Origin of the sequence: Pseudomonas sp. NY15374, from assembly GCF_048068255.1 — a bacterium.
Lineage (GTDB): Bacteria > Pseudomonadota > Gammaproteobacteria > Pseudomonadales > Pseudomonadaceae > Aquipseudomonas > Aquipseudomonas machongensis.
Genome location: NZ_JBLUPZ010000008.1, coordinates 202,639 through 224,967 on the forward strand (window position 1 = coordinate 202,639; position 22,329 = coordinate 224,967).

Genomic DNA, 22,329 nt, shown 5'->3' on the forward strand with positions numbered 1-22,329 from the left:
TATCGGGAGATCACCATGGGCGCACTACTGAATCTGGTCGAACGCAACCTGCATGAAGTGCAGGTCGATGCCGACCGCATGCTGTTCCATATCCCCAGCAGTTCGCTGTTCACCGCTGACGCGGTGACCGGCGGCATCATCGACACCCTGCGCCAGCAAGGCTGCTCGGCCGAAGAGCTGATGCAGCGTCTCGGCCAGCAGTTCGCCGGCGACGATATCCAGGACACCCTGCGCGAGTTGATCGCACTGGAGCTGGTCAGCGACGGTTCGCCGCTGACCCCTGAAATCGCCCTCAAGCAGGTCGAGCGCACCGCGCTCAATACGGTGGTGCTCAACGTCAATACGGGCTGCAACCTCAGTTGCACCTATTGCTACAAGGAAGACCTCGACAAGCCTTCGGCAGGGCGCAAGATGAGCGCCGCCACCGCCGAGGCCTCGGTGGAGATGCTGCTCAAGGAGTCCCCCGACGAAACCCGCTACAGCGTGGTGTTTTTCGGCGGCGAGCCGCTGTCCAACCGGCCGCTGATCGAGCACATGGTCGGCTATTGCGAGCGACGTTTCGCCGAGGCCGGCAAGCAGGTGGAGTTCATCATGACCACCAACGCCACGCTGCTCACCGAGGAGATCGTCGACTGGCTTAATGCCCATCGCTTCGGGCTGTCGGTGAGCATCGACGGGCCCAAGACCGTGCACGACCGCAACCGCATCACCGTGGGCGGGCAGGGCACCTACGATGTGGTGCGGCGCAAGGCCGACATGCTGCTGTCGCGCTATGACAGCCGCCCGGTCGGCGCCAGGGTGACCCTTACCCGCGGCATCACCGATGTCGAGACCATCTGGAACCACTTGTTCAACGAGCTGGGCTTTGCCGAAGTGGGCTTCGCCCCGGTGACATCGGGCGACATGGTCGACTTCAACCTCACTGGCGAAGAGCTGGTGCAGGTGTTCGCCAACATGAAGGCGTTGGGGCGCCAGTACCTGGAGGCGGCGTTGCAGCACCGCAACATCGGTTTCTCCAACCTGCACCAACTGATCACCGACATCCACGAGGGGCACAAGAAAGCGCTGCCCTGCGGCGCAGGCCTGAAAATGCTGGCGGTCGACCACGAGGGCGAGCTGAACCTGTGCCACCGCTTCACCGGCTCCAGCCTGCCGACCTTCGGCAACGTGCACACGGCGGTCAAGCAGGTCGAGCTCAACGATTTCCTGTCCCAGCGCCTGGACCGCAGCGGCACCGGATGCGACAGCTGCCGCATCCGCAACCTGTGCTCCGGTGGCTGCTATCACGAGAGCTATGCGCGCTACGGCGACCCGCAGCACCCGACCTACCACTACTGCGAACTGATGCGCGACTGGGTCGACTTCGGCATCGAGGTCTACAGCCGCATCATGGCCGCCAACCCGGCCTTCATCGATCGCTACATCACTCCTCGCAAGGCGCACTGACATGAAGCACTTGAAGCCCCTGAACAACAAGGCGCGCATTCTTGAACAGGCTGCCGCCGAAGACCGCGTCGAAGAAGTCATGGCCATGAGCGCAGTGGCCGGTTGTACCGCCACCACCGACCCAGGCTGGGAAGTGGACGCCTTTGGTGGCGTCAGCTCGCTGTGCCAGCCCATGGAGGCTGACCTGTACGGCTGCTCCGACCCTTGCTGGTGGCCGGCCCAGGTGCCCGACATGATGAGCACCTACCAGGATTGGAACGCCCAGGCGAGCAATTCGCAGGACGATTGGCGCAACCTCGGCACCGTATTCCCGAAAGACAAGTGACCGGCCCGACAAGAACGACAAGGGGAAACCGCATGAAACCTGGATTCTGCGCGCAACTGGCGCTGAGCGTCGCCACCTGCGCCGCGACACTGGCCGTGCACGCCACTGACGGCGACGCCGGGCCGGCCCTCAAGCCTGGCCATGAGTACCTGATCGCCACCAACTACCCGAACAACCTGCACGTGGTGGATGTGGCCAGCGATACGCTGTTCAAGAGCTGTCGCCTGCCGGACGCCTTCGGCCCGGGCACGGCGATGATGGCGCCGGACAACCGCACCGCCTACATCCTCAACAATCACTATGCCGATATCTATGGCATCGACCTGGACACCTGCAAGACCACCTTCCACGCCAACCTGTCGAGTGTGCCGGGCGAGGTGGGCAAGTCGATGTACTCCTTCGCCATCAGCCCCGACGGCAAGGAGGTCTATGCCACGGTCAACCCGACCCAGCGGTTGAACGACCACTACGTGGTCAAGCCGCCACGCCTGGAGGTGTTCAGCACGGCCGACGGGGTGGGCGCCAAGCCGGTGCGGACTTTCCCCATGCCGCGCCAGGTCTACCTGATGCGTGCCGCCGACGATGGCAGCCTGTTCGTCGCCGGGCCGAATATCTACAAGATGGACGTCAAGACCGGCAAGTACGACGTGGCGCTGCCGCTGCGCAACTGGAACCGCAAGGGCTACAGCGCGCCCGACGTGCTGTACTTCTGGCCGCACCAGAGCCCGCGCCACGAGTTCTCGATGCTGTATACCATCGCCAGGTTCAAGGATGAAAAACAGGATCCGGCAACCGCGGAGCTGCTGTACGGCTACCTGAGCGTGGACCTCAAGACCGGCAAGACCCACACCCAGGAGTTCGCCGACCTGACCGAGCTGTACTTCACCGGGCTGCGCTCGCCCAAGGATCCGAACCAGATCTATGGTGTGCTCAACCGCCTGGCTCGCTACGACATCAAGCAGCGCAAGCTGGTCAAGGCGGCGAACCTGGACCATACCTACTACTGCGTGACCTTCGACAAGGCGGGCGACAAGCTCTACCTGGGCGGGACCTTCAACGACCTGGCGGTGTTCGATCCGAACACGCTGGAGAAGGTGAAGAACATCAAGCTGCCAGGGGGTGACATGTCGACCACTACGCCGCAGGTGTTCGTCAGGTAATCGGTCGTCTGTGACGGCCCTATCGCGGGGCAGGCCCGCTCCCACGGTTACCCCTCTGCCTACAGTGGATACCTGTGGGAGCGGGCTTGCCCCGCGATAGGGCCCGCCTAAACAACACAATAATTATCAGGCCCCTCCATGACCCACTCCAGTCACACCCAGGGCAACCCGGACAAGCCCTTGCTCGACCACTGCATCGGTGACGCCTTCGACGCCACCGTGGCCCGCTTCCCCGACCGCGAGGCCCTGGTGGTGCGTCACCAGCAACGGCGCTACACCTGGCGCCAGCTGGCCGATGCCGTTGAACAGCATGCCCGCGCGCTGATGGCGCTCGGCGTGCAAGCGGGCGATCGCCTGGGCATCTGGGCTCCCAACTGCGCCGAGTGGTGCATCACCCAGTTCGCCAGCGCCAAGATCGGTGCGATCCTGGTCAACATCAACCCGGCCTACCGCAGCAGTGAGCTGGACTACGCCCTGAGCCAGTCGGGCTGCCGCTGGGTGATCTGCGCAGATGCGTTCAAGACCAGCGACTATCACGCAATGCTCTGCGACCTGGTGCCCGGATTGTCGGCCTGCAAGCCCGGGGCTGTGCACTGCGAGCGCCTGCCGGAGCTGCGCGGGGTGATCAGCCTGGCGGTAAAGCCGCCGCCAGGCTTTCTCGCCTGGTGCGACCTGCAGGCTCGCGCCGTTGAGGTCAGTGTCGAGGCGCTGGGTCGCCGTCAGGCAAGTCTACGCCCGTGCGAGCCGATCAATATCCAGTACACCTCCGGCACCACTGGCTTCCCCAAGGGCGCGACGCTCAGCCACCACAATATCCTCAACAACGGTTACATGGTCGGCGAGAGCCTGCGCCTGACCGAGCATGACCGCCTGGTGGTGCCGGTGCCGCTCTACCACTGCTTCGGCATGGTCATGGCCAACCTCGGCTGCATGACCCATGGCAGCACGCTGATCTACCCCAACGATGCCTTCGACCCCTTGCTCACCCTGCAAGCCGTGGCCGAGGAACGCGCCACTGCGCTGTATGGCGTACCGACCATGTTCATTGCCGAACTGGACCACCCGCGTCGCTGCGAATTCGACCTCTCCAGCCTGCGCACGGGGATCATGGCTGGCGCCACCTGCCCGATCGAAGTGATGCGTAGGGTGATCGACGAGCTGCACATGGCCGAGATACAGATCGCCTATGGCATGACCGAGACCAGTCCGGTGTCGTTGCAGACCGGCCCGGAGGACGAACTGGAAGTGCGCGTGACCAGCGTGGGTCGTACCCAGCCGCGCCTGGAAAGCAAGGTCATCGACGCCGAGGGCAACACCCTGCCACGCGGCGAGATCGGCGAGCTGTGCACGCGTGGCTACAGCGTCATGCTCGGCTACTGGAACAACCCAAAGGCTACCGCCGAGAGTATCGACGAGGAGGGCTGGATGCACACCGGCGACCTGGCGCAGATGGACGAGGCCGGGTTCGTGCGTATCGTCGGACGGAGCAAGGACATGATCATTCGCGGCGGGGAGAACATCTATCCGCGTGAGCTGGAGGAGTTCTTCTTCACCCACCCGGCGGTGGCCGACGTGCAGGTGATCGGCATTCCGTGCAGCAAGTACGGCGAAGAGATCGTCGCCTGGGTGCGGCTGCATCCGGGGCACAGCGCCAGCGCCGAGACGTTGCGCGAATGGGCGAAGGCGCGCATCGCGCACTTCAAGGTGCCGCGGCATTTCCGTTTCGTCGACGAGTTTCCGATGACGGTGACCGGCAAGGTGCAGAAGTTTCGGATGCGCGAGATCAGTATCGAAGAACTGGGTGGGGTGTCAGCCGGTTAGCGTAACCACTCCGGGCTGTTGAAGTTGCCGAGCCGCTCATCGTCGACGGCACATTCCAGCCCCTCCAGCGATTCACGCGACAAGGCCCGCTGCAGGCTCCGCTCACCGGCCTGCCACGCCTGTTCCAGCCGTGGCAACAGGCGCGTCGGCAATACGCTGAACATCGGCTGCCAATAGCCTCCCTGGCGCACCATCGCAGCGCTGTCATGGCGGGCAGCCAATCCGCGCAACCCATCGATCAGCGCCTGGTCGACCCGCGGCGAATCGCAGGCCAGCACCACCACCCACGGGTGTCTGGCCACCTTGAGCCCGGCAATGACGCCGGCCAGTGGCCCAGGATAATCCGCCTCGGCATCGCCCACACATTGGTCGGCATAGGCGGCATAGGCGTCCTGGTTGCGGTTGCAGGAAATCACCAGGTCGTCGCTCAACCCCCGCACCACCCGATGGATGTGTGCGATCAGTGGTTCGCCCCGCCATGGCACCAGGCCCTTGTCGCGCCCGCCCATGCGTTGGCCACGGCCACCGGCGAGGATGAGGATGGAGCAGGGGGGCAGGGCGGCAGGCATGAAAAAGGGTCCCGGGCAGTCGATGCCCGGAACCCTCTCATTCAACGCCTGGCTTGTCCAGTCAGGCGTCGTGGGGTACTGCATGATCCGGTTCAGCGCGGCGCTTGCCGGCCAACCGCATCACCACCACGAAGAACACCGGTACGAACACCACCGCCAGTGTCGCGCTGAGCATCCCGCCGATCACGCCGGTGCCGATCGCCTGCTGGCTGGCTGAGCTTGCGCCGCGTGCGATGGCCAGTGGCACGACGCCGAGGATGAACGCCAACGATGTCATGACGATCGGACGCAAGCGCAGGCGGGCGGCCTGCATCGCCGCATCCGCAGCGTCGACCCCCTGATCCACCAGGCTCTTGGCGAATTCGATGATCAGGATCGCGTTCTTTGCCGACAGGCCAATCAAGGTGATCAGGCCGACCTTGAAGAACACGTCGTTGGGCATGCCGCGCAGGGTTACCGCAAGCACGGCGCCGAGCACACCCAGCGGAACCACCAGCAACACTGCGGTAGGAATCGACCAACTCTCGTAGAGCGCTGCCAGGCACAGGAACACCACCAGCAGCGACAGGGCCAGTAGCAAGGGCGCCTGGCTACCCGAAAGACGCTCCTGCAACGACAGGCCGGTCCATTCCAGTGCGCTGCCGGTTGGCAGTCGATCGACCAGGCGCTGGATTTCCGCCATTGCCTCGCCGGAGCTGTAGCCGCTTGCCGGTTCCCCGGAAATAGACACTGCCGGGTAGCCGTTGTAGCGGGTCAGTTGCACCGGGCCGCTGAGCCACCGGGCCTGGACGAACGCCCCCAGTGGCACCATCTTGCCGCTGCTGTTGCGCACGTGAATCTTCAGCAAGTCCTCGACCTGGCTGCGCTGGTCACCCTCGGCCTGCACCACCACGCGCTGCATGCGGCCCAGGTTGGGGAAGTCGTTGACGTAGTTCGAGCCTACCGCGGTGTTGAGCACGGCGCCGATGTCGGCAAAGGAAACCCCGAAGGCGTTGGCCTGGCGTCGGTCGATTTCCAGTTGCACCTGCGGGCTTTCGGCCAACGATGCCTCGCGCACGTTGGCCAGCACCTTGCTCGTGCGTGCGTTGGCCAGCAGCTCGTCACGGGCTGCCATCAGCCCGGCATGACCCAGGCCGCCGCGATCCTGCAGGCGGAACTCGAAACCCGTAGACTCGCCCAGGCCATCGACTGGCGGCGGCAGCACGGCATAGGCCACGGCATCCTTGAGCGCGGCGAAGGCCATCGTGGCACGGTCGGCGATCGATTGTGCGCTGTCGTCGGCGCCGCGTTCTGACCAGTCCTTCAGCGTGGTGAACGCCAGCGCGGCGTTCTGCCCGCTGCCTGAGAAGCTGAAACCGAGAATCAGCGTGGTGTTACCCACCCCGGGTTCTGCGGCATTGTGCGCCTCGATCTGCGCCGCCACCTGCTCGGTACGCATGCGACTGGCGCCTGGCGGAAGCTGGATATCGGTGATGGTGTAGCCTTGGTCTTCGGTCGGCAGGAAAGCGCTGGGCAACTGGCTGAAGCCATAGGCCAGCACCGCCACCAGCAGCCCGTAGAGCAACAGGTAGCGCCCGCTACGAGCCAAGGCGTGGGCAACCCAGCGTTGGTAGCCATTGCTCATGCCCTCGAAGCGGCGGTTGAACCAGCCGAAGAAGCCCTTGCGTACGTGATGCTCGCCCTTGGCCACTGGCTTGAGCAGGGTGGCGCACAGTGCCGGGGTGAGGCTCAGGGCGAGGAAGGCCGAGAACAGGATCGATACCGCCATCGACAACGAGAACTGCTGGTAGATGACGCCCACCGAGCCTTTCATGAAGGCCATCGGCAGGAACACCGCGACCAGCACCAGCGTGATGCCGACGATAGCCCCGCTGATCTGGCCCATGGCCTTGCGCGTCGCGGCCTTCGGCGATAGACCTTCCTCGGCCATGATCCGTTCGACGTTCTCCACCACGACGATGGCGTCGTCCACCAGGATGCCGATGGCCAGCACCATGCCAAACAGGGTCAGCACGTTGATCGAGAAACCCAACGCCAGCATCACCGCGAAGGTGCCCATCAGCGCCACCGGAACCACCAGCGTAGGGATCAGCGTGTAGCGGATGTTCTGCAGGAACAGGAACATCACCGCAAACACCAGCAGCATGGCTTCGAACAGCGTGCTGATGACCTGCTGGATCGAGACCTTGACGAACGGCGAGGTGTCGTAGGGGATGTCGTACTTCACGCCGGCCGGGAAGTAGCGTGCCAGCTCATCCATCTTCTGGCGTACCAGGGTCGCGGTTTCCATGGCGTTGGCCCCCGGCGACAGCTTGACGCTGAAGGCACTGGTGGGCTTGCCGTTCAGGCGTGTGCCGTACTGGTATTCCTGGGCACCGATCTCGACCCGCGCCACGTCACCCACGGTGACCACCGAGCCATCCGGGTTGGCCCGCAGCACGATGGCCGCGAACTCCTCTGGCGTGCTCAGTTGGCCCTTGACCACCACGTTGGCGGTGATTTCCTGGGTCGCACGGGCGGGCAGGTCTCCGATGCTGCCGGGTGCAACCTGGGCGTTCTGCGCGGCGATGGCGTCGGCGACGTCCTGGGGCGTGAGCTTGAAGCCGACCAGCTTCGCCGGGTCGATCCAGATGCGCATGGCCCGCTCCGAACCATACAACTGTGCCTTGCCGACGCCTTTGAGGCGGCGAATCTCGTTCATCACGTTGCGCGCCAACAGATCGCTGAGGGCGATCTCGTCGTAACTGCCGTCCTCGGAGGTGAGGGTGCCCAGCAGCAGGAAGCCGGTGGAGACTTTTTCCACCTGCAGGCCTTGCTGCGTGACGGGCCGCGGCAGGCGCGACTCGACCACCTTGAGGCGGTTCTGTACATCGACCTGGGCCAGGTCAGGGATGGTGCCCGGCTCGAAGGTGGCGGTGATGGTCGCGCTGCCCAGGCTGCTCTGGGACTCGAAGTACAGCAGGTTGTCCGCACCATTGAGCTCCTGCTCGATCACGCTGACCACGCTTTCGTCCATGGTCTGCGCCGAGGCACCGGGGTAGACGGCGTACACCTCCACTTGCGGCGGCGCGACATCGGGGTACTGCGCCACGGGCAATTGCGGGATGGCCAAGGCACCGGCGAGCAGGATGAACAACGCAACCACCCAGGCGAAGATCGGGCGGTCGATGAAGAATTGCGGCATGGATCAGGCCCTCACTGGCCGTTGCGCTGGACGATGGGGTTGGCGGCCTTGTCGGCATCGACCCGGACCTGATCGCCGACCTTGACGTGCTGCAGCCCCTCGATCACCACCCGTTCGCCGGGGGCCAGGCCTTCGCTGACGATCCAGCGGTCGCCCTGGGCATTGCCCAGTACCACCTGGCGTTCCTCGATGCGCTGCTGGGCGTCGACCACCAGGACCTTGGGCACGCCTGCGCTGTCACGCAGGATCGCCCGCTGCGGCACGCTGATGCCCTTGGGCTGCAGGGCCTGTTCGAGGCGCACACGCACGTAGCTGCCGGGCAACAGATCGAGGTCGGGGTTGGGGAATTCGCTGCGCAGGGTGATCTGGTTGGTGCTCGGGTCGACGCTGATATCGGAGAACAGCAGCTTGCCCGGCAGCGGATAGGCACTGCCGTCGTCCTGGATCAGGGTGGCGCGGGCCTGGTCCTGGCCGACCTGCTGCAGCTCGCCAGCGCGCATGGCGCGGCGCAGGGCGTTGAGGTCGCGGGTCGACTGGGTGACGTCGGCGTGGATCGGGTCCAGTTGCTGGATGACGGCCAACGCGGTGGTTTCGTTCTGTCCGACCAGCGCCCCTTCGGTGACCAGCGCGCGGCCAACCCGTCCGGAGATTGGTGCGGTGACCGTGGCATAGCCCAGGTTGAGTCGCGCGCGTTCGAGTGCGGCCCGGGCTTCGGCAACCTGGGCGTCCGCCTGGAGGAAGGCGGCACGGGCATTGTCATATTCCTGGCGGCTCACGGCCTTGTCGTCGACCAGCTCGCGGTAACGTTGTTCCTGCAGGCGCGCCTGGTACAAGGTGGCTTCGGCCTTGGCCAGCGCGGCGCGGGCACTGTCATGGTCCGCCTTGAACGGCGCCGGGTCGATGAGGAACAGCACATCGCCCTGCTTGACGTCGCTGCCCTCGCGATACACCCGCTTGAGCACCACGCCGGCAACCCGGGCGCGGACTTCGGCGGTGCGTGGCGCGAGAATCCGCCCGCTGAGTTCGGTGCTGATCGCCATGGCTTGCAACTGCACGGTTTCGACCCGCACCTGGGGGGCGGGTGCCTGCGCGTCCTGTTCGGGGGCGTCGTTGCAGCCGGTCAGGGCCAGTGTGAGCAAGGCGAGAATCGCCAAAGGGCGCTTGGAGAAGGGAATGGACATACGGATCTTCCGGATAGGATCGCCCCTATGCTAAGGCAGGCGCTCGCGCATGGGCTGTTAAGCTGTGTACGCCGTGTGTGAAAAAGTGTAAGGCTCGTGCCGTGTGGAGCGCAGGATTCTATATCCTGCGAGCAACTGACTGCACTGGCCCCATCGCCGGACAAGCCCGCTTCCACAGGTGTTCGCAGCCTCTGTAGGCGCGGGCTTGTCCGGCAATGACGACGGTAAGGTCTCAAGCCTATCTGTTGATGACGACCCACATGCCAAACATCCTTCTGGTCGAAGACGACAGCGCGCTGTCCGAACTGATTGCCAGCTACCTGCAGCGCAACGACTTCCACGTCCGGGTCATCGCCCGTGGCGATCATGTGCTCGACGAGTTTCGTCGTCAGCGCCCCGACCTGGTGGTGCTCGATCTGATGCTGCCCGGCCTTGACGGCTTGCAGGTGTGCCGCCTGCTGCGCCAGGAGTCGCAAAGCCTGCCAATCCTGATGCTGACCGCCCGTGACGACAGCCATGACCAGGTGCTGGGCCTGGAAATGGGCGCCGACGACTACGTCACCAAGCCATGCGAGCCCCGCGTACTGCTGGCCCGGGTCCGCACCTTGCTGCGCCGCAGCAATGTCAACGAACCACGGCTCGATAGCGAGCTGATCCAGGTCGGTGGCCTGAGCATCAATCTGGCCGAGCGCAGCGTGAGCTGGCGCGGCTGCGAGGTGGAGCTGTCCAGCGGCGAATACAACCTGCTGGTGGTGCTGGCACGCAATGCCGGTGAAGTGCTCAGCCGCGACCGCATCCTCCAGCAACTGCGCGGCATCGAGTTCAACGGTACCGACCGTTCGGTAGACGTGGCCATCTCCAAGCTGCGGCGCAAATTCGACGACAATGCCGGCGAAGCCCGCAAGATCAAGACCGTGTGGGGCAAGGGCTATCTGTTCAGCCGGGTCGAGTGGGAGTACTGAGGCGCCATGCTCAAGATCCTGGTGCGCCTGTACCTGGTGATCATCGTCGCCTATGCCGGTGCCTTGCTGCTGATCCCCGACGCTATCGTCGGGGCGTTCCATGAACGCTTCATGGCGTACAACCTCGACCAGGCCAAGGGCGTGCAGTCGTTGATCGTCCGCCAGTTCCATCAGGCCCCGCGCGAGCAATGGCCTTCGGTGGAGCAGGACCTGGCCTCGGCCTTTGCGCCCCTGCAGGTGCAACTGCTGCGCATGGACGCCGCCGACCTTGCGCCGCAGGAGCGGGCGAGGCTGGAGCACGGGCTGTATGCAGTGCGCATCGCCGACTGGGGCTATTACGAAACCGTGCTGGCGCCGCTGGACAAGGACTGGCTGGTGCGCCTGCACTCGCCGCCGGATCCGCTCGACATCAACGTGTTGTCGTGGGGCGTCACGGTACTGATCGGTGCCGCCATGCTGGGTTGCCTGCTGCTGTGGGTCTGGCCGCACTGGCGCGACCTGGAACGGCTCAAGGAAACCGCGCGGCGCCTGGGGCGCGGGGAGATGGCGGAGCGTACGCAGATCTCGCCGCGCTCGAACATCGGCGAGCTGGCCGGGGTGTTCGATACCATGGCAGGCGACCTGGAGCGCCAGGTCAACCAGCAACGCGAGCTGCTCAATGCGGTCTCGCATGAGCTGCGTACCCCCCTGACGCGCCTGGACTTCGGCCTGGTGCTGCTGTTCGACGAAGTGCCGCCGACCAGCCGCAAGCGTTTGTTGGAACTGGTGGGGCATGTGCGGGAGCTGGACGAGCTGGTGCTTGAGCTGCTGTCGTACAGCCGCCTGGAAAACGCCGACCAGGTCCGCGAGCGGGTCGAGGTGTCGTTGCTGGAACTGGTCGACAGTGTGCTGGGCAGCTTTGCCGAAGAACTCGATGGTCGCGGGATCAGATGGGAGGTGCGCGCTGACGACAGGCTGCCACGTTTCGTGCTCGATCCTCGCTTGACCGCGCGGGCGGTGCAGAACCTGGTGCGCAATGCCATGCGCTATTGCGACGAAAGCCTGCTGCTGCGACTCAAGCTCGAGGCGGATGGCGCTTGCCTGCTGACGGTAGAGGATGACGGGATCGGTATTCCGCCTGAGGAGCGCGAGCGGATCTTCCAGCCGTTCTACCGCCTGGACCGCAGTCGGGACCGCAGTACCGGTGGTTTTGGCTTGGGGCTTGCGATCAGCCGCAGGGCGATCGAAGGGCAGGGCGGGACGCTGACCGTGGCGCAGTCGTCATTGGGTGGGGCGCAGTTCAGGATTCGCCTGCCGGCGGGATGATCAAAGGTACGGGATCGTCTCGCGACCGGCCGTAACCAGCGGAACCGCTCTCACCGCAATTCCACCGCCGCCTCACGGGCACCGCATTGCACGGTGCCTCGATGAGGCTTGCCGCTTTAGATCACCACACCCTGGCTACGCAGGTAGTCGTCATAGGTGCCGCTGAAGTCGACCACGCCATCGGCCGACAGCTCGATGATCCGCGTGGCCAGCGACGACACGAACTCACGGTCATGGCTGACGAACAGCAGGGTGCCCGGATAGTTCTCCAGCGCCAGGTTCAGCGCTTCGATCGATTCCATGTCCAGGTGGTTGGTCGGTTCGTCCATCACCAGCACGTTGGGCTTTTGCAGGGTCAGCTTGCCGAACAGCATGCGGCCCTGTTCACCCCCGGAAATCACCTTCACCGACTTGAGGATCTCGTCGTTGGAGAACAGCATGCGCCCCAGCGTGCCGCGAATCACCTGCTCGCCGCTGGTCCACTGGCCCATCCAGTCGAACAGGGTGACGTCGTCTTCGAAGTCGTGGGCGTGGTCCTGGGCGTAGTAGCCGACCTCGGCGCTGTCGGTCCACTTGACCGAGCCTGCATCGGGCTGCAGCTCGCCGACCAGGGTGCGCAGCAAGGTGGTCTTGCCGATGCCGTTGGGGCCGATGATCGCTACGCGCTCGCCGGCTTCGACGGTAATGTCGAAGTTCTTGAACAGCACCTTGTCGTCGAAGGCCTTGGCCATCTTTTCCACGACCACGGCCTGGCGGTGCAGCTTCTTGGTCTGCTCGAAGCGGATGAACGGGCTGACCCGGCTCGACGGCTTGACCTCGGCCAGCTGGATCTTGTCGATCTGCTTGGCGCGCGAAGTGGCCTGCTTGGCCTTGGAGGCGTTGGCCGAGAAGCGGCTGACGAAGGTCTGCAGCTCGGCGATCTGGGCTTTCTTCTTGGCATTGTCCGACAGCAACTGCTCGCGCGCCTGGGTGGCGGCGGTCATGTACTCGTCATAGTTGCCCGGGAACAGGCGCAGCTCGCCGTAGTCCAGGTCGGCCATGTGGGTGCAGACGCTGTTGAGGAAGTGACGGTCGTGGGAAATGATCACCATGGTGCTGTTGCGTGCGGTGAGCACGTTTTCCAGCCAGCGGATGGTGTTGATGTCCAGGTGGTTGGTTGGTTCGTCGAGCAACAGCACGTCCGGATCGGAGAACAGCGCCTGTGCCAGCAGCACCCGCAGTTTCCAGCCTGGCGCCACTTCGCTCATCGGCCCGAAGTGTTGCTCCAGCGGAATGCCCAGGCCCAGCAGCAGCTCGCCGGCGCGCGATTCGGCGGTGTAGCCGTCCATCTCGGCGAATTCGGTTTCAAGCTCGGCGACGGCCATGCCGTCTTCTTCGGTCATTTCCGGCAGCGAGTAGATACGGTCGCGTTCGGCCTTGACCTTCCACAGTTGGCCGTGGCCCATGATCACCGTGTCGATGACGCTGAACTGCTCGTAGGCGAACTGGTCCTGGCGCAGCTTGCCCAGGCGGGTGTTGGGCTCGAGCATGACCTGGCCGGCGGACGGCTCCAGGTCGCCACCGAGGATCTTCATGAAGGTCGACTTGCCGCAGCCGTTGGCCCCGATCAGGCCGTAGCGGTTGCCGTTGTTGAATTTGACCGAGACGTTCTCGAAGAGCGGCTTGGAGCCGAACTGCATCGTGATATTGGCTGTAGAAATCAAGTACTTGTCCTGCGGGAATGTATGGCGCAGCCCTCAGGCACAGGGTTGCGAAGCTGAGGCGGGTATCGCGCTGGCGGCGGTCACGGATGTTCAGCGCATCGAGCGCTGATTTGAAGCGGCGCAGTGTAACACTTGGCTCGTTGATCCACAGCCCATCTTTGCTCTGCTGGCAAACAAAAGGACGGGCTGCGGGAAATGTGGAACGACCTCAAACGGCATAGCCATCAATGACCTGCAATGGCCTTCAAGGCCGCAACCGCCGCATCGTTACCCTGGGACTCGCTGATCATCAGCGCGGTATTGCCCCTGGCATCCCTGTGCTGCAGGTCGGCACCGTGCCGTACCAGCTCGGCAAGGATGTCGAGGCGGCCGAACAGGGCTGCGAACGAAAGTGCAGTCTGGCCATCGTTGTTGCTTGTATCGATGGGGCACAGGCCGATCAAGCGCCGAGCAATGGCCATTTCACCTTTGAACAGGGCCCCCATCAGCGCGGTGTTGCCATTGTTGTCGGCAAGGCAGGGGTCAGCATGGGCCCGCAACAGGGCGTTCACTTCGTCGAGGTCGCCGTGATAAGTCGCCAGGATCAGCGCGGTATGGCCTCGGCTGGTCTGGCTGTCGATCGGATATCCGGCCTGGAGCAGCGCATCGGTGATGTCGCTGCGCCCGGCGCGCGCGGCATCGAACCACTGGCTGTCGTACAGGTGCGGATCGACGCGCTGGACTCCAGCCTGCGCCTGGAACTGTTCGGTATCGGCAGGTAGCCACAGGCCGGGGACGAACAGATGCAAGAGCCGGTATCCAATCACCAGAAGCAGCAGCACCGCGGCGGCGGCGAGGCTGGTCTTGATTTGTGCAATGCTCATCGGGACTCTCCTGCAAGCCTGCGCCATCAGACAGCGCAGGCTTGCCACTCACAGGCTGATCAGTTCGCCAGTGCCTTGGCGGCGGTGTCCACGCGCTTGATATCGGCATGGGTGGCCTTGGCCAGGCGAGTGCCGTAGTCCGGGTCGGCCTTGTAGAAGTACGAGAGCATCGCGTACTTGTTGCTTTCGTTTGTCACATGGTTCAGGTCGCCACTGAGGGCTTCGATCAGCAGCCCCTTTTCCTTGGAGGAGAGGGCGCGGTAATACTCGCCAGCCTGCAGGAAGTTCGCCTGTTTCTGGATTGCCAACTGCTGCGTGACGCCACTGACCGGGGTGCTGGCGTACTTGTATTGCGGGTCCTGCGGGATTTCGGCGATACCGGAAGGCTCGTAGTTGACCTCGCCCTTGCGACCGCTGCTGTTCATCGCGCCGTCCTGCGAGTTGTTGCTCACCTTGTTACGCGGCTGGTTGACCGGAATCTGCTGATAGTTGGCGCCCAGGCGGTACATCTGGGTGTCGGCGTAGGCGAACAGGCGGCCTTGCAGCATGCGGTCCTCGGAGGCCTCGATACCTGGTACCAGGCGGGACGGGGCAAACGCGGACTCTTCGGTGGACTCGAAGTAGTTGTCCGGAACCTTGTTCAAGGTCATGGTGCCGACCTTGCGCTCGGCCACGCCGGTCCAGACCTTGGTGTCATCCAGTGCATTGAACGCGAACTGGCCAAGTTCCGAGGGCTTGAGCACCTGGACGTACAGGTCCCACTTGGGGAAGTCGCCTTTGTTGATCGCGCCGTACAGGTCGTTGGTCATCATGTTCGGGTCCTTGCCGATGGACTCGCTGATCTGCCCGGGCTCCAGGCTGTGCAGGCCTTGCTGGGTCTTCCAGGCGAACTTGACGTAGTGCACCTCGCCTTGGGCGTTGACGAACTTGAAGGCATGCACCGCCGAGCCGTTCATGTGCCGGTAGGAGTCCGGCATGCCTTCGAGCGAGTACATGTGGGTCAGCATGTTGGTCGCTTCGGGGCTGTGGGCGAAGAAGTCGAAGGCCAGGTTGGGGTCCTGCACACCGGTGACAGCACTGGGCTTGTTGGCATGGACGAAGTCCGGGAACTTGATGGCGTCACGGATGAAGAACACCGGCACGTTGATGCCAACCATGTCCCAGTTGCCCTGGGTGGTATAGAACTTGACGGCGAAGCCCCGCGGATCACGGGCTTGCTCGGGTGAGCCGCGATACCCCATCACGGTGCTGAACCGCACGAAGACCGGGGTACTCGTGCCGCTCTTGAACACTTCGGCGCGGGTCAGGTCGGTGATGTCTGCGGTGGGTTCGAAGGTGCCGTAAGCACCTGTGCCGCGCGCATGAACCACGCGTTCGGGGATTCGCTCGCGATCGAAACGCTGAAGTTTTTCGATCAGGTGGGCATCTTGCAGAAGTACCGGGCCATCGGCACCTGCTGTCTGAGAGTTCTGGTTATCGCCTACCGGTGCACCCGAATCGCGAGTGAATTCATTGGCCGCGAATGCACCGACACTCAAACTGGTAAATAACAGGCACAGGGGAAGTCTCAAGCGTGAATGACGCATACAACGATCCTTCTTTTTTTGATTGGAATCAAAATGATGAATCGCTGCGCAGAACGTGCACCAATATAAGCTTTCAATTGTATTAATAGTGCTAAATCATTGGGTTACCGAAGGGCGGGTGCCGCATGTTAATGTCGGGAAGTTGTCGGCATTTTTTATGGGTTGGATAATTGTGACCCCTGTCGCACTTTGCAGCTTAGGGTTTCATGTGGATTTAATTGACCGTGCATGGCAAGTTCGTCTGCAGGGCAGATATACACGGGCTTGCCATGTTCTGGGTTTATCTGATCAGACCGTCAGTGCCGGATTTCAAACCGTCCGTGGAAATGGAATAGAACCCGACAGGCCCTAGTTGGCTTCTTTCACCGCACTGAGAAACGCACGCGTACGCTCCTGTTGCGGATGCTCGAAGACCTGCGTTGGTGTGCCCTGTTCGTGGATCTGCCCCTTGTAGAAGAAGCACACGCGATCAGCGAACTCCCGGGCGAAGCCCATCTGGTGAGTGACCATCAGCATCGTCAGGTTGTGCTCAGCGCCGAGCTTGCGGATCACGTTGAGCACTTCACCGCACAACTCAGGATCGAGCGCCGAAGTCACTTCGTCGAACAGCATGACCTTCGGCCGCATCGCCAAAGCCCGCGCAATCGCCACTCGTTGCTGCTGTCCACCGGATAGCTGTGAAGGGTAATGTCCCAGCTTGCTGCCCAGCCCCACCAGCTCCAGCAGGTCCGCTGCTCGCTCACGGGCTTCGACAGGCTTCATGCCCAGCACCTGCACCGGCGCCTCGATGACGTTCTGCAACGCGGTCATGTGCGGGAACAGGTTGAAACTCTGGAACACCATGCCGACCTTGCCGCGCACGCGACGGATATGCCGGTCATTGGCCGGCACCAACACGCCATTGCGGTTGGGCATGTGGGTCAGCAGGTCGTCTTCGATGCGGATCACCCCGTCATCGATGCCTTCCAGGGTCATCAGCACCCGCAACAACGTGGATTTGCCCGAGCCGCTGGGGCCGATGATCGCGACTTTCTCGCCCGGCATGACATCCAAGTGTAAGTGGTCGAGCACCGTGAAGCTGCCATAACTCTTGGTGACATCCTGGAAGCTGACGATCGGCTGGACTGCCTTCGGTTGATGCATGGCCGTGGCCTCCTGCAAATGCAGCGGTGTCAGATTGCCGCGCCGGGAAAGGTCGTGGGAAGACGAGAGTGGAGAAGTCATTAGCGTAGCTCCAGGCGCAGTTCGAGGCGCCGTACCAGATAAGCCAGGGCGATGCTCAGGGCGAGGAAAAACAGGCCGACCATGGTGATCGGTTCCAGGTATCGGAAGTTCTCGGAGCCGATGTTCTTGGCCTGCTGCATGATTTCCACCACGGTAATGGCCGACAGCACCGGTGTGTCCTTGAGCATCGCCACCAGATAGTTGCCCAGTGGCGGCAGAATCGGCCGCAGGGCCTGGGGCAGGATGATGTTGCGGTAGGCGCTGTACGGCGCGATGTTCAGCGCGGTGACGGCTTCCCATTGCGCCCGTGGCACCGCGTCCAGCCCACCGCGGTAAACCTCGGCGATGTAGCAGGCGTAATGCACGCCGATGCCGATGATCCCCACTTGCATGGCGGTCATGCTCACCCCGTAGTTGGGCAGCACGTAGTAGAGGAAATACACCTGGATCAGCAGCGGCGTGCTGCGGATGAACTCGATCGTCCCGGCGATCGGCCACGACAGCCAGTACAGGCGGCTGCGCCGGCCGATGGCGAGGAACAGCCCCAGCACGATGGCGATGAGGAAGCCGATCAGGGTAATGCCCACGGTGTTGAGCGAGGCGCGCAGCAGATCGGGCAGGATCTGCCAGGCATACGTCCAGTCGAACAGATTCATGACAGGCCTCCACGCATCCGGCCACGTGCCAGGCGACGCTCAATTGCGCGCATGCCGAGGTTGATCGCCTGGGCGAGGATGAAATACATCACCAGTGCCAGGCTGAAAATTTCCAGGGTCTGGAAGGTAGCCTGATCCAGTTGCCGAGCGCGGAAGCTCAGGTCGGACAGGGTAATCAGCGACACCAGCGAGGTGTTTTTCAGCAGCTCGATCAGCAGGTTGGTGCCGGGGGGAATCGCGGCCAGCAGCGCCTGGGGCAGAATGATCCGGCGAAAGCGCTTGTAGGCACTGAAGTTCAACGCGGTCGCCGCTTCGTATTGACCCTTGGCCACGGAGCTGATCGCACCGCGCATCACCTCCGCACCGTAAGCGCCGATGTGCAGGCCTAGTCCGACAATCGCCACGGCGTAGGGGCTCAGCTCCAGGTTGAACGGCGGCAGCGGCAACACGAAAAACAGCCAGAACAGTTGCACCAGCAACGAAGTACCGCGAAACACTTCGATGTAGGTGACCGAAAACCAGCTCACCAGCCGCCACGGCGACATGCGCCCGAGTGCCGCAAGAATGGCCGCGACGATCGCGAGCAGCGAACCGAAGAAGGTCACCTGGATAGTGACCCAGGCGCCCTGTATCAACAGCGGAAGTAACTCACCCATGGTTCAGCATCCCGATTAAGCAGGGAAATAGGCATCGCGCCATGCCAGCGCCATGCCTGTTTCGACTATTGAGCGCAGAGCTCTGCAGCCGTTTTGCTTGTCACGTTGGATTTGTCGAAACCGAACGGCGCGACCGCCTTGAGGTGCTCTTCGGAGCCCAGCCACTTTTTCAGTTCGGCGTTGACCGCATCGCGCAGGTCCTTGTCTTCCGGGCGGAAGGCGAGGGCGCCGTAGCCGGTGTGTGACGGATCGTCCTTGAACTCGGTGACCGCTTCGACCTTCTCACCGCCCTTGGCGGCCAGGGCCTTCATGGTCAGCTGAGTGCCCACGGCGGCGTCGGCGCGGCCGGCGCGCACGGCTTGCAACTGGGCAGTGGTGTCCGGAACCTGGAGGATCTGGGCCTCTTTCACGCCGGAATCCCGGGCATATTTCAGGTTAACGGTACCGGCCATGATCGCCAGTTTCACCTCCGGATTCTTCACGATGTCTTCATAGCTGTGCAGATTCTTCGGGTTGCCTTTGGCGGTCAGAAGCGCATCGGGCAGCTGGTATTGCGGGTCGGTGAAAATCACCTGTTTGCAGCGTTCCGGGGTGATGTACATACCGGCGGCAATCACATCGAAACGCCCGGCACGCAGGCCCGGGATCAGGGAGCCCCATTCGGTCAACACGCCGTCGACCTGCTTGATGCCCATCTTGGCGAAGATGGCCTTGGCAATTTCCGGCGATTCACCGGTGACCCGGCCGTCGGTTTCGGTGAAGGCGAACGGGGTTTCGTTGGCGTAGCCGATCCGGATTTTGCTGTTTTTGGTGATGGTTTCCAGCGTCGTGGCGGCGTGGGCGCCGGCGGCGAGGCCGAACATTGCGCACGCCACGAACAGGTGGCGTAAACCATTGGGCTTGCGGGGAAAGGAATTGCTCATCGATAAAATCTCCTGTTTCTTGTGGACCCGTCGATGACGGCTCTGTGTTAGGAGGCAGTGTGACAAGAGCAAAGCGCACGAAAGCTGATACCAGGGCTTGGGCACTGCAGCCGTACAGATCGATTGGTTTTATTTTTCGGGCTTGCCGAGAAGTCCGGGCATCGACCTTGGAACGAGCATACAAAAGCCCTACACGACATTGCATTGCACTAGGACAATTGCTTTGCACGGATTCTCGCGGGATGCTGTCGACACTGGGGAACACGCGGGTTCTACGCCGATGGACAAGTGGAAAGCAGCACTGGAAATCGCCCGCAGCGGCGAGTCGAAATACAAGATTCTGGTTCAGGCGATTGCCGACGACATCGAACAGGGCTTGTTGGCCAACGATCAACGCCTGCCTGCGCAGCGCAATGTGGCCGATGCCATGGGCATCAGCGTGCAGACCGTGACCAATGCCTACAAGGAGCTTGAGCGCCAGGGCCTGGTGCGTTGTGAAGTAGGGCGCGGCAGCTTCGTTTCGCGGCGCATGAGCGACCGGGTCGCGACTTACATTCTCGACAGCCCCGAGCGAGCGCTGGTGGATTTTTCCATCGCACGCATCCTCCATACCCGCGAGCACGACCAGGTCTGGCGCGATACCTGCCGGGAGCTCAGCACCGAGGAAGATCAGCCGTGGATTCACGCCTTTCGCCCCATCGCCGGGTTCGAATCCCACCGCGAGGCGGCCATGCAATGGATCGGCCGCCTGGGCCTGCGGGTCGAACGTGACGACATCCTGATCACCAACGGCGCGGCTCATGCGATCTTCCTCGCCCTGGCTTCTCTCGCCGGGCCCGACGATGTGGTGTTGTGCGAAGGCAGAACCGATCACGGCGTCATCGGCAATTCCCAAGTGCTGGGGTTCACCCTCAAGGGGCTCGAAATGGACCGCCACGGCATCGATCCCGAGCACTTCGAAGACATGTGCAGCAATGAGCGCATCACTGCGCTGGTGTGCACGCCGAACCTGAACAACCCCACCACCACGCTGATGCCGGACAGTCGCCGCCGGGAGATCGCCGAGATTGCCCGGCGCTTCGGCGTGCACATCATCGAGGACGATGTGTACGGCCCGTTGCTCGAAGAGCGCCACGCTCCGCCGATCAGTCATTACCTGCCGGAGCTGTCCTTCTACTGCACCAGCATGACCAAGTCGGTGCTGACCGGTTTGCGCGTGGGTTATCTGGTGATGCCCAAGCGCCTGGCACTGCGTACCGAAAGCATCCTGCGGGTCAACAGCTGGATGGGCACGCCGATGGTCTCGGAGATTGCCACGCGCTGGATTCGCGATGGTCGCGCCGACACGCTGCTGCGCTTGCAGCGCCAGTTGCTCTCGGTGCGCCAGGCGATGGTCAGCGAATACCTGGGGGAGTTCGTGCTGGGCCAACATCCCCATGCCTTGAATGCCTGGGTCGGTATCCCGCCGCATTGGGAGGTCGACAGCCTCGTGCGGGCCCTGCGCCATCGGCATATTGCCGTCACGCCGCCTGACCCGTTCACCGTGCGTGGCACACCCAGGGCACGGGCGGTGAGGGTGTGTGTTGGCGCCGAATGCAGCGACGAGGACGCGCGCGAAGCCTTGATCAACATGCGTGAAATCTTTGGTCAGTACCCACGTATCCATGACTTTTGAGCGGGAAAACAGACGCCGAAAAAAGTTGTCCTGAATTGACCTAGTACATTCAGCGCGACAATCCTGGCCTCTTAGACTGCGCCCAATATCTTATCGGGACGCGGTCATGCCAACGCCACAGCTCAACGATATCTACCTCGCACGCCAGCGTATCGAAGCGCTGGTGCGGCGCACGCCCATGGAGCATTCGCCCAGCCTGTCTCGGCTGGTGGGCGTGCCGGTCTACCTCAAGCTCGAGTCCCAGCAGATCACCGGCAGCTTCAAGTTGCGCGGTGCGAGCAATGCCGTGGCGCAACTCAGTGCTGAAGAAAAACAACGAGGTGTTGTGGCGGCGTCGACCGGTAATCACGGTCGCGCATTGGCTTACGCGGCTTCCCGCCAGGGCGTGAAGGCGACGATCTGCCTGTCGCAACGGGTACCGGCGAACAAGGTGCGGGCGATTCGCGATCTTGGGGCCCACGTATGCATCGTCGGCAACTCCCAGGATGACGCCCAGCGCGAAGCCGAGCGCCTTGCCGCCGAGCAGGGTGCGATCCTGCTGCCGCCGTTCGATCATCCGGCGATCATCGCCGGCCAGGGCACGTTGGGGCTGGAGATCCTCGAGCAGCGACCGGACGTCGCCCAGGTCCTGGTGCCGTTGTCCGGCGGTGGTCTGTTCGCCGGCGTGGCGCTGGCGCTGAAAACCGCCAACCCGCAGATCGTCACCCACGGCATCAGCATGCAGCGTGGCGCGGCGATGCACGCCAGCCTGGCAGCCGGCCATCCGCTGGAAGTCGAAGAGCTGCCGACGCTGGCCGATTCCCTCGGCGGCGGTATCGGTCTGGACAACCAATACACCTTCAGCATGACCCGCGACACCTGCGATCACCTGCATTTGCTCAGCGAAACCTCCATCGCCAACGCTATCCGCCACGCCTATCGCGAAGAGCGCCAGGTGCTGGAAGGCGCGGCTGCTGTGGGAATCGCCGCGCTGCTCGAAGGCCTGATCGAGCCTCGTGGCCCTGTGGTGGTGGTGATCAGCGGACGTAACGTCGACACCGATCAGCACCTGCGGGTACTTGCCGGAGCCGAGGCATGAAACCGAACAATA

General features: G+C 63.1%; 18 protein-coding genes and 1 pseudogene. 8 read left to right on the forward strand and 11 right to left on the reverse strand.

The genetic code is table 11. The annotated features are described in order from the left end of the window. Positions 1 to 15 precede the first annotated feature (15 nt). From peaB to ACNFHO_RS18120, 4 genes are all read left to right on the forward strand, one after another. Entirely contained in the window at positions 16 to 1,446 is a 1,431-nt protein-coding gene (gene peaB / locus ACNFHO_RS18105) for a quinohemoprotein amine dehydrogenase maturation protein (RefSeq protein WP_416766998.1), read from the forward strand. 1 nt (position 1,447) lies between these two features. Next, the gene (gene qhpC, locus ACNFHO_RS18110) at positions 1,448 to 1,771 is read left to right on the forward strand and encodes a quinohemoprotein amine dehydrogenase subunit gamma (protein WP_054891339.1); all 324 of its coding nucleotides are present in this window, start codon (positions 1,448 to 1,450) and stop codon (positions 1,769 to 1,771) included. Between the two features lie 32 nt (positions 1,772 to 1,803). Next, positions 1,804 to 2,931 carry a quinohemoprotein amine dehydrogenase subunit beta gene (gene peaD / locus ACNFHO_RS18115; protein WP_416766999.1) on the forward strand — a complete coding sequence of 376 codons (1,128 nt, stop codon included), beginning with the start codon at positions 1,804 to 1,806 and terminating at the stop codon, positions 2,929 to 2,931. Between the two features lie 138 nt (positions 2,932 to 3,069). Beyond that, positions 3,070 to 4,752 carry an AMP-binding protein gene (locus tag ACNFHO_RS18120; protein ID WP_416767000.1) on the forward strand — a complete coding sequence of 561 codons (1,683 nt, stop codon included), beginning with the start codon at positions 3,070 to 3,072 and terminating at the stop codon, positions 4,750 to 4,752. On the opposite strand, the gene mobA is transcribed toward ACNFHO_RS18120, so the two are convergent. The 3 genes from mobA to ACNFHO_RS18135 all read right to left on the reverse strand — a co-directional run bounded on the left by mobA (position 4,749) and on the right by ACNFHO_RS18135 (position 9,686). Next, complete coding sequence (gene mobA / locus ACNFHO_RS18125) at positions 4,749 to 5,321, reverse strand: molybdenum cofactor guanylyltransferase MobA (RefSeq protein WP_414155428.1); 573 nt, start codon at positions 5,319 to 5,321, stop codon at positions 4,749 to 4,751. The two genes, ACNFHO_RS18120 and mobA, sit on opposite strands and share 4 nt — an antisense overlap. 61 nt (positions 5,322 to 5,382) lie before the next feature. Next, entirely contained in the window at positions 5,383 to 8,505 is a 3,123-nt protein-coding gene (locus ACNFHO_RS18130) for a multidrug efflux RND transporter permease subunit (RefSeq protein WP_416767001.1), read from the reverse strand. 11 nt (positions 8,506 to 8,516) lie between these two features. Next, positions 8,517 to 9,686, reverse strand: coding sequence for an efflux RND transporter periplasmic adaptor subunit (locus tag ACNFHO_RS18135; RefSeq protein ID WP_054891344.1), 1,170 nt, complete (start codon positions 9,684 to 9,686; stop codon positions 8,517 to 8,519). A 260-nt stretch (positions 9,687 to 9,946) separates the two neighbouring features. On the opposite strand from ACNFHO_RS18135, the gene ACNFHO_RS18140 reads away from it, so the two are divergent. Both ACNFHO_RS18140 and ACNFHO_RS18145 read left to right on the forward strand, forming a co-directional pair. Then, on the forward strand, positions 9,947 to 10,648 hold the full coding sequence (locus ACNFHO_RS18140) for a response regulator transcription factor (RefSeq protein ID WP_063544839.1): 702 nt from the start codon (positions 9,947 to 9,949) through the stop codon (positions 10,646 to 10,648). Between the two features lie 6 nt (positions 10,649 to 10,654). Then, entirely contained in the window at positions 10,655 to 11,953 is a 1,299-nt protein-coding gene (locus tag ACNFHO_RS18145; protein WP_112898201.1) for an ATP-binding protein, read from the forward strand. Positions 11,954 to 12,069: 116 nt separating this feature from the next. Here the strand turns inward: ACNFHO_RS18145 and ACNFHO_RS18150 are convergent, their stop codons facing one another. The 8 genes and pseudogenes from ACNFHO_RS18150 to ehuB form a co-directional block, all read right to left on the reverse strand. Then, positions 12,070 to 13,656, reverse strand: coding sequence for an ABC-F family ATPase (locus tag ACNFHO_RS18150; RefSeq protein WP_054891347.1), 1,587 nt, complete (start codon positions 13,654 to 13,656; stop codon positions 12,070 to 12,072). A gap of 34 nt (positions 13,657 to 13,690) precedes the next feature. Next, positions 13,691 to 13,807: pseudogene (locus tag ACNFHO_RS18155) on the reverse strand (integrase); the annotation flags it as partial. 73 nt (positions 13,808 to 13,880) lie between these two features. Continuing rightward, on the reverse strand, positions 13,881 to 14,519 hold the full coding sequence (locus tag ACNFHO_RS18160) for an ankyrin repeat domain-containing protein (protein ID WP_416767002.1): 639 nt from the start codon (positions 14,517 to 14,519) through the stop codon (positions 13,881 to 13,883). A gap of 59 nt (positions 14,520 to 14,578) precedes the next feature. Further along, on the reverse strand, positions 14,579 to 16,105 hold the full coding sequence (locus tag ACNFHO_RS18165; RefSeq protein WP_416767003.1) for a catalase: 1,527 nt from the start codon (positions 16,103 to 16,105) through the stop codon (positions 14,579 to 14,581). Positions 16,106 to 16,453: 348 nt separating this feature from the next. Beyond that, positions 16,454 to 17,248, reverse strand: coding sequence for an ectoine/hydroxyectoine ABC transporter ATP-binding protein EhuA (ehuA, locus tag ACNFHO_RS18170; RefSeq protein ID WP_416767004.1), 795 nt, complete (start codon positions 17,246 to 17,248; stop codon positions 16,454 to 16,456). An 80-nt stretch (positions 17,249 to 17,328) separates the two neighbouring features. Beyond that, positions 17,329 to 17,985 carry an ectoine/hydroxyectoine ABC transporter permease subunit EhuD gene (ehuD, locus tag ACNFHO_RS18175; RefSeq protein ID WP_065862854.1) on the reverse strand — a complete coding sequence of 219 codons (657 nt, stop codon included), beginning with the start codon at positions 17,983 to 17,985 and terminating at the stop codon, positions 17,329 to 17,331. Beyond that, positions 17,982 to 18,641 carry an ectoine/hydroxyectoine ABC transporter permease subunit EhuC gene (gene ehuC, locus ACNFHO_RS18180; protein WP_063544843.1) on the reverse strand — a complete coding sequence of 220 codons (660 nt, stop codon included), beginning with the start codon at positions 18,639 to 18,641 and terminating at the stop codon, positions 17,982 to 17,984. The genes ehuD and ehuC overlap by 4 nt, the downstream gene beginning before the upstream one ends. A 65-nt stretch (positions 18,642 to 18,706) precedes the next feature. Next, positions 18,707 to 19,564, reverse strand: coding sequence for an ectoine/hydroxyectoine ABC transporter substrate-binding protein EhuB (ehuB, locus tag ACNFHO_RS18185; RefSeq protein ID WP_416767050.1), 858 nt, complete (start codon positions 19,562 to 19,564; stop codon positions 18,707 to 18,709). A 280-nt stretch (positions 19,565 to 19,844) separates the two neighbouring features. Here ehuB and ACNFHO_RS18190 point away from each other — a divergent pair, with 280 nt between their 5' ends. Together ACNFHO_RS18190 and eutB are read left to right on the forward strand one after the other, a co-directional pair. Beyond that, positions 19,845 to 21,239 carry a PLP-dependent aminotransferase family protein gene (locus tag ACNFHO_RS18190; protein WP_112898206.1) on the forward strand — a complete coding sequence of 465 codons (1,395 nt, stop codon included), beginning with the start codon at positions 19,845 to 19,847 and terminating at the stop codon, positions 21,237 to 21,239. Positions 21,240 to 21,345: 106 nt separating this feature from the next. Continuing rightward, positions 21,346 to 22,317, forward strand: a complete 972-nt coding sequence (gene eutB, locus ACNFHO_RS18195; RefSeq protein WP_063544845.1) for a hydroxyectoine utilization dehydratase EutB — start codon at positions 21,346 to 21,348, stop codon at positions 22,315 to 22,317. Positions 22,318 to 22,329 lie beyond the last annotated feature (12 nt).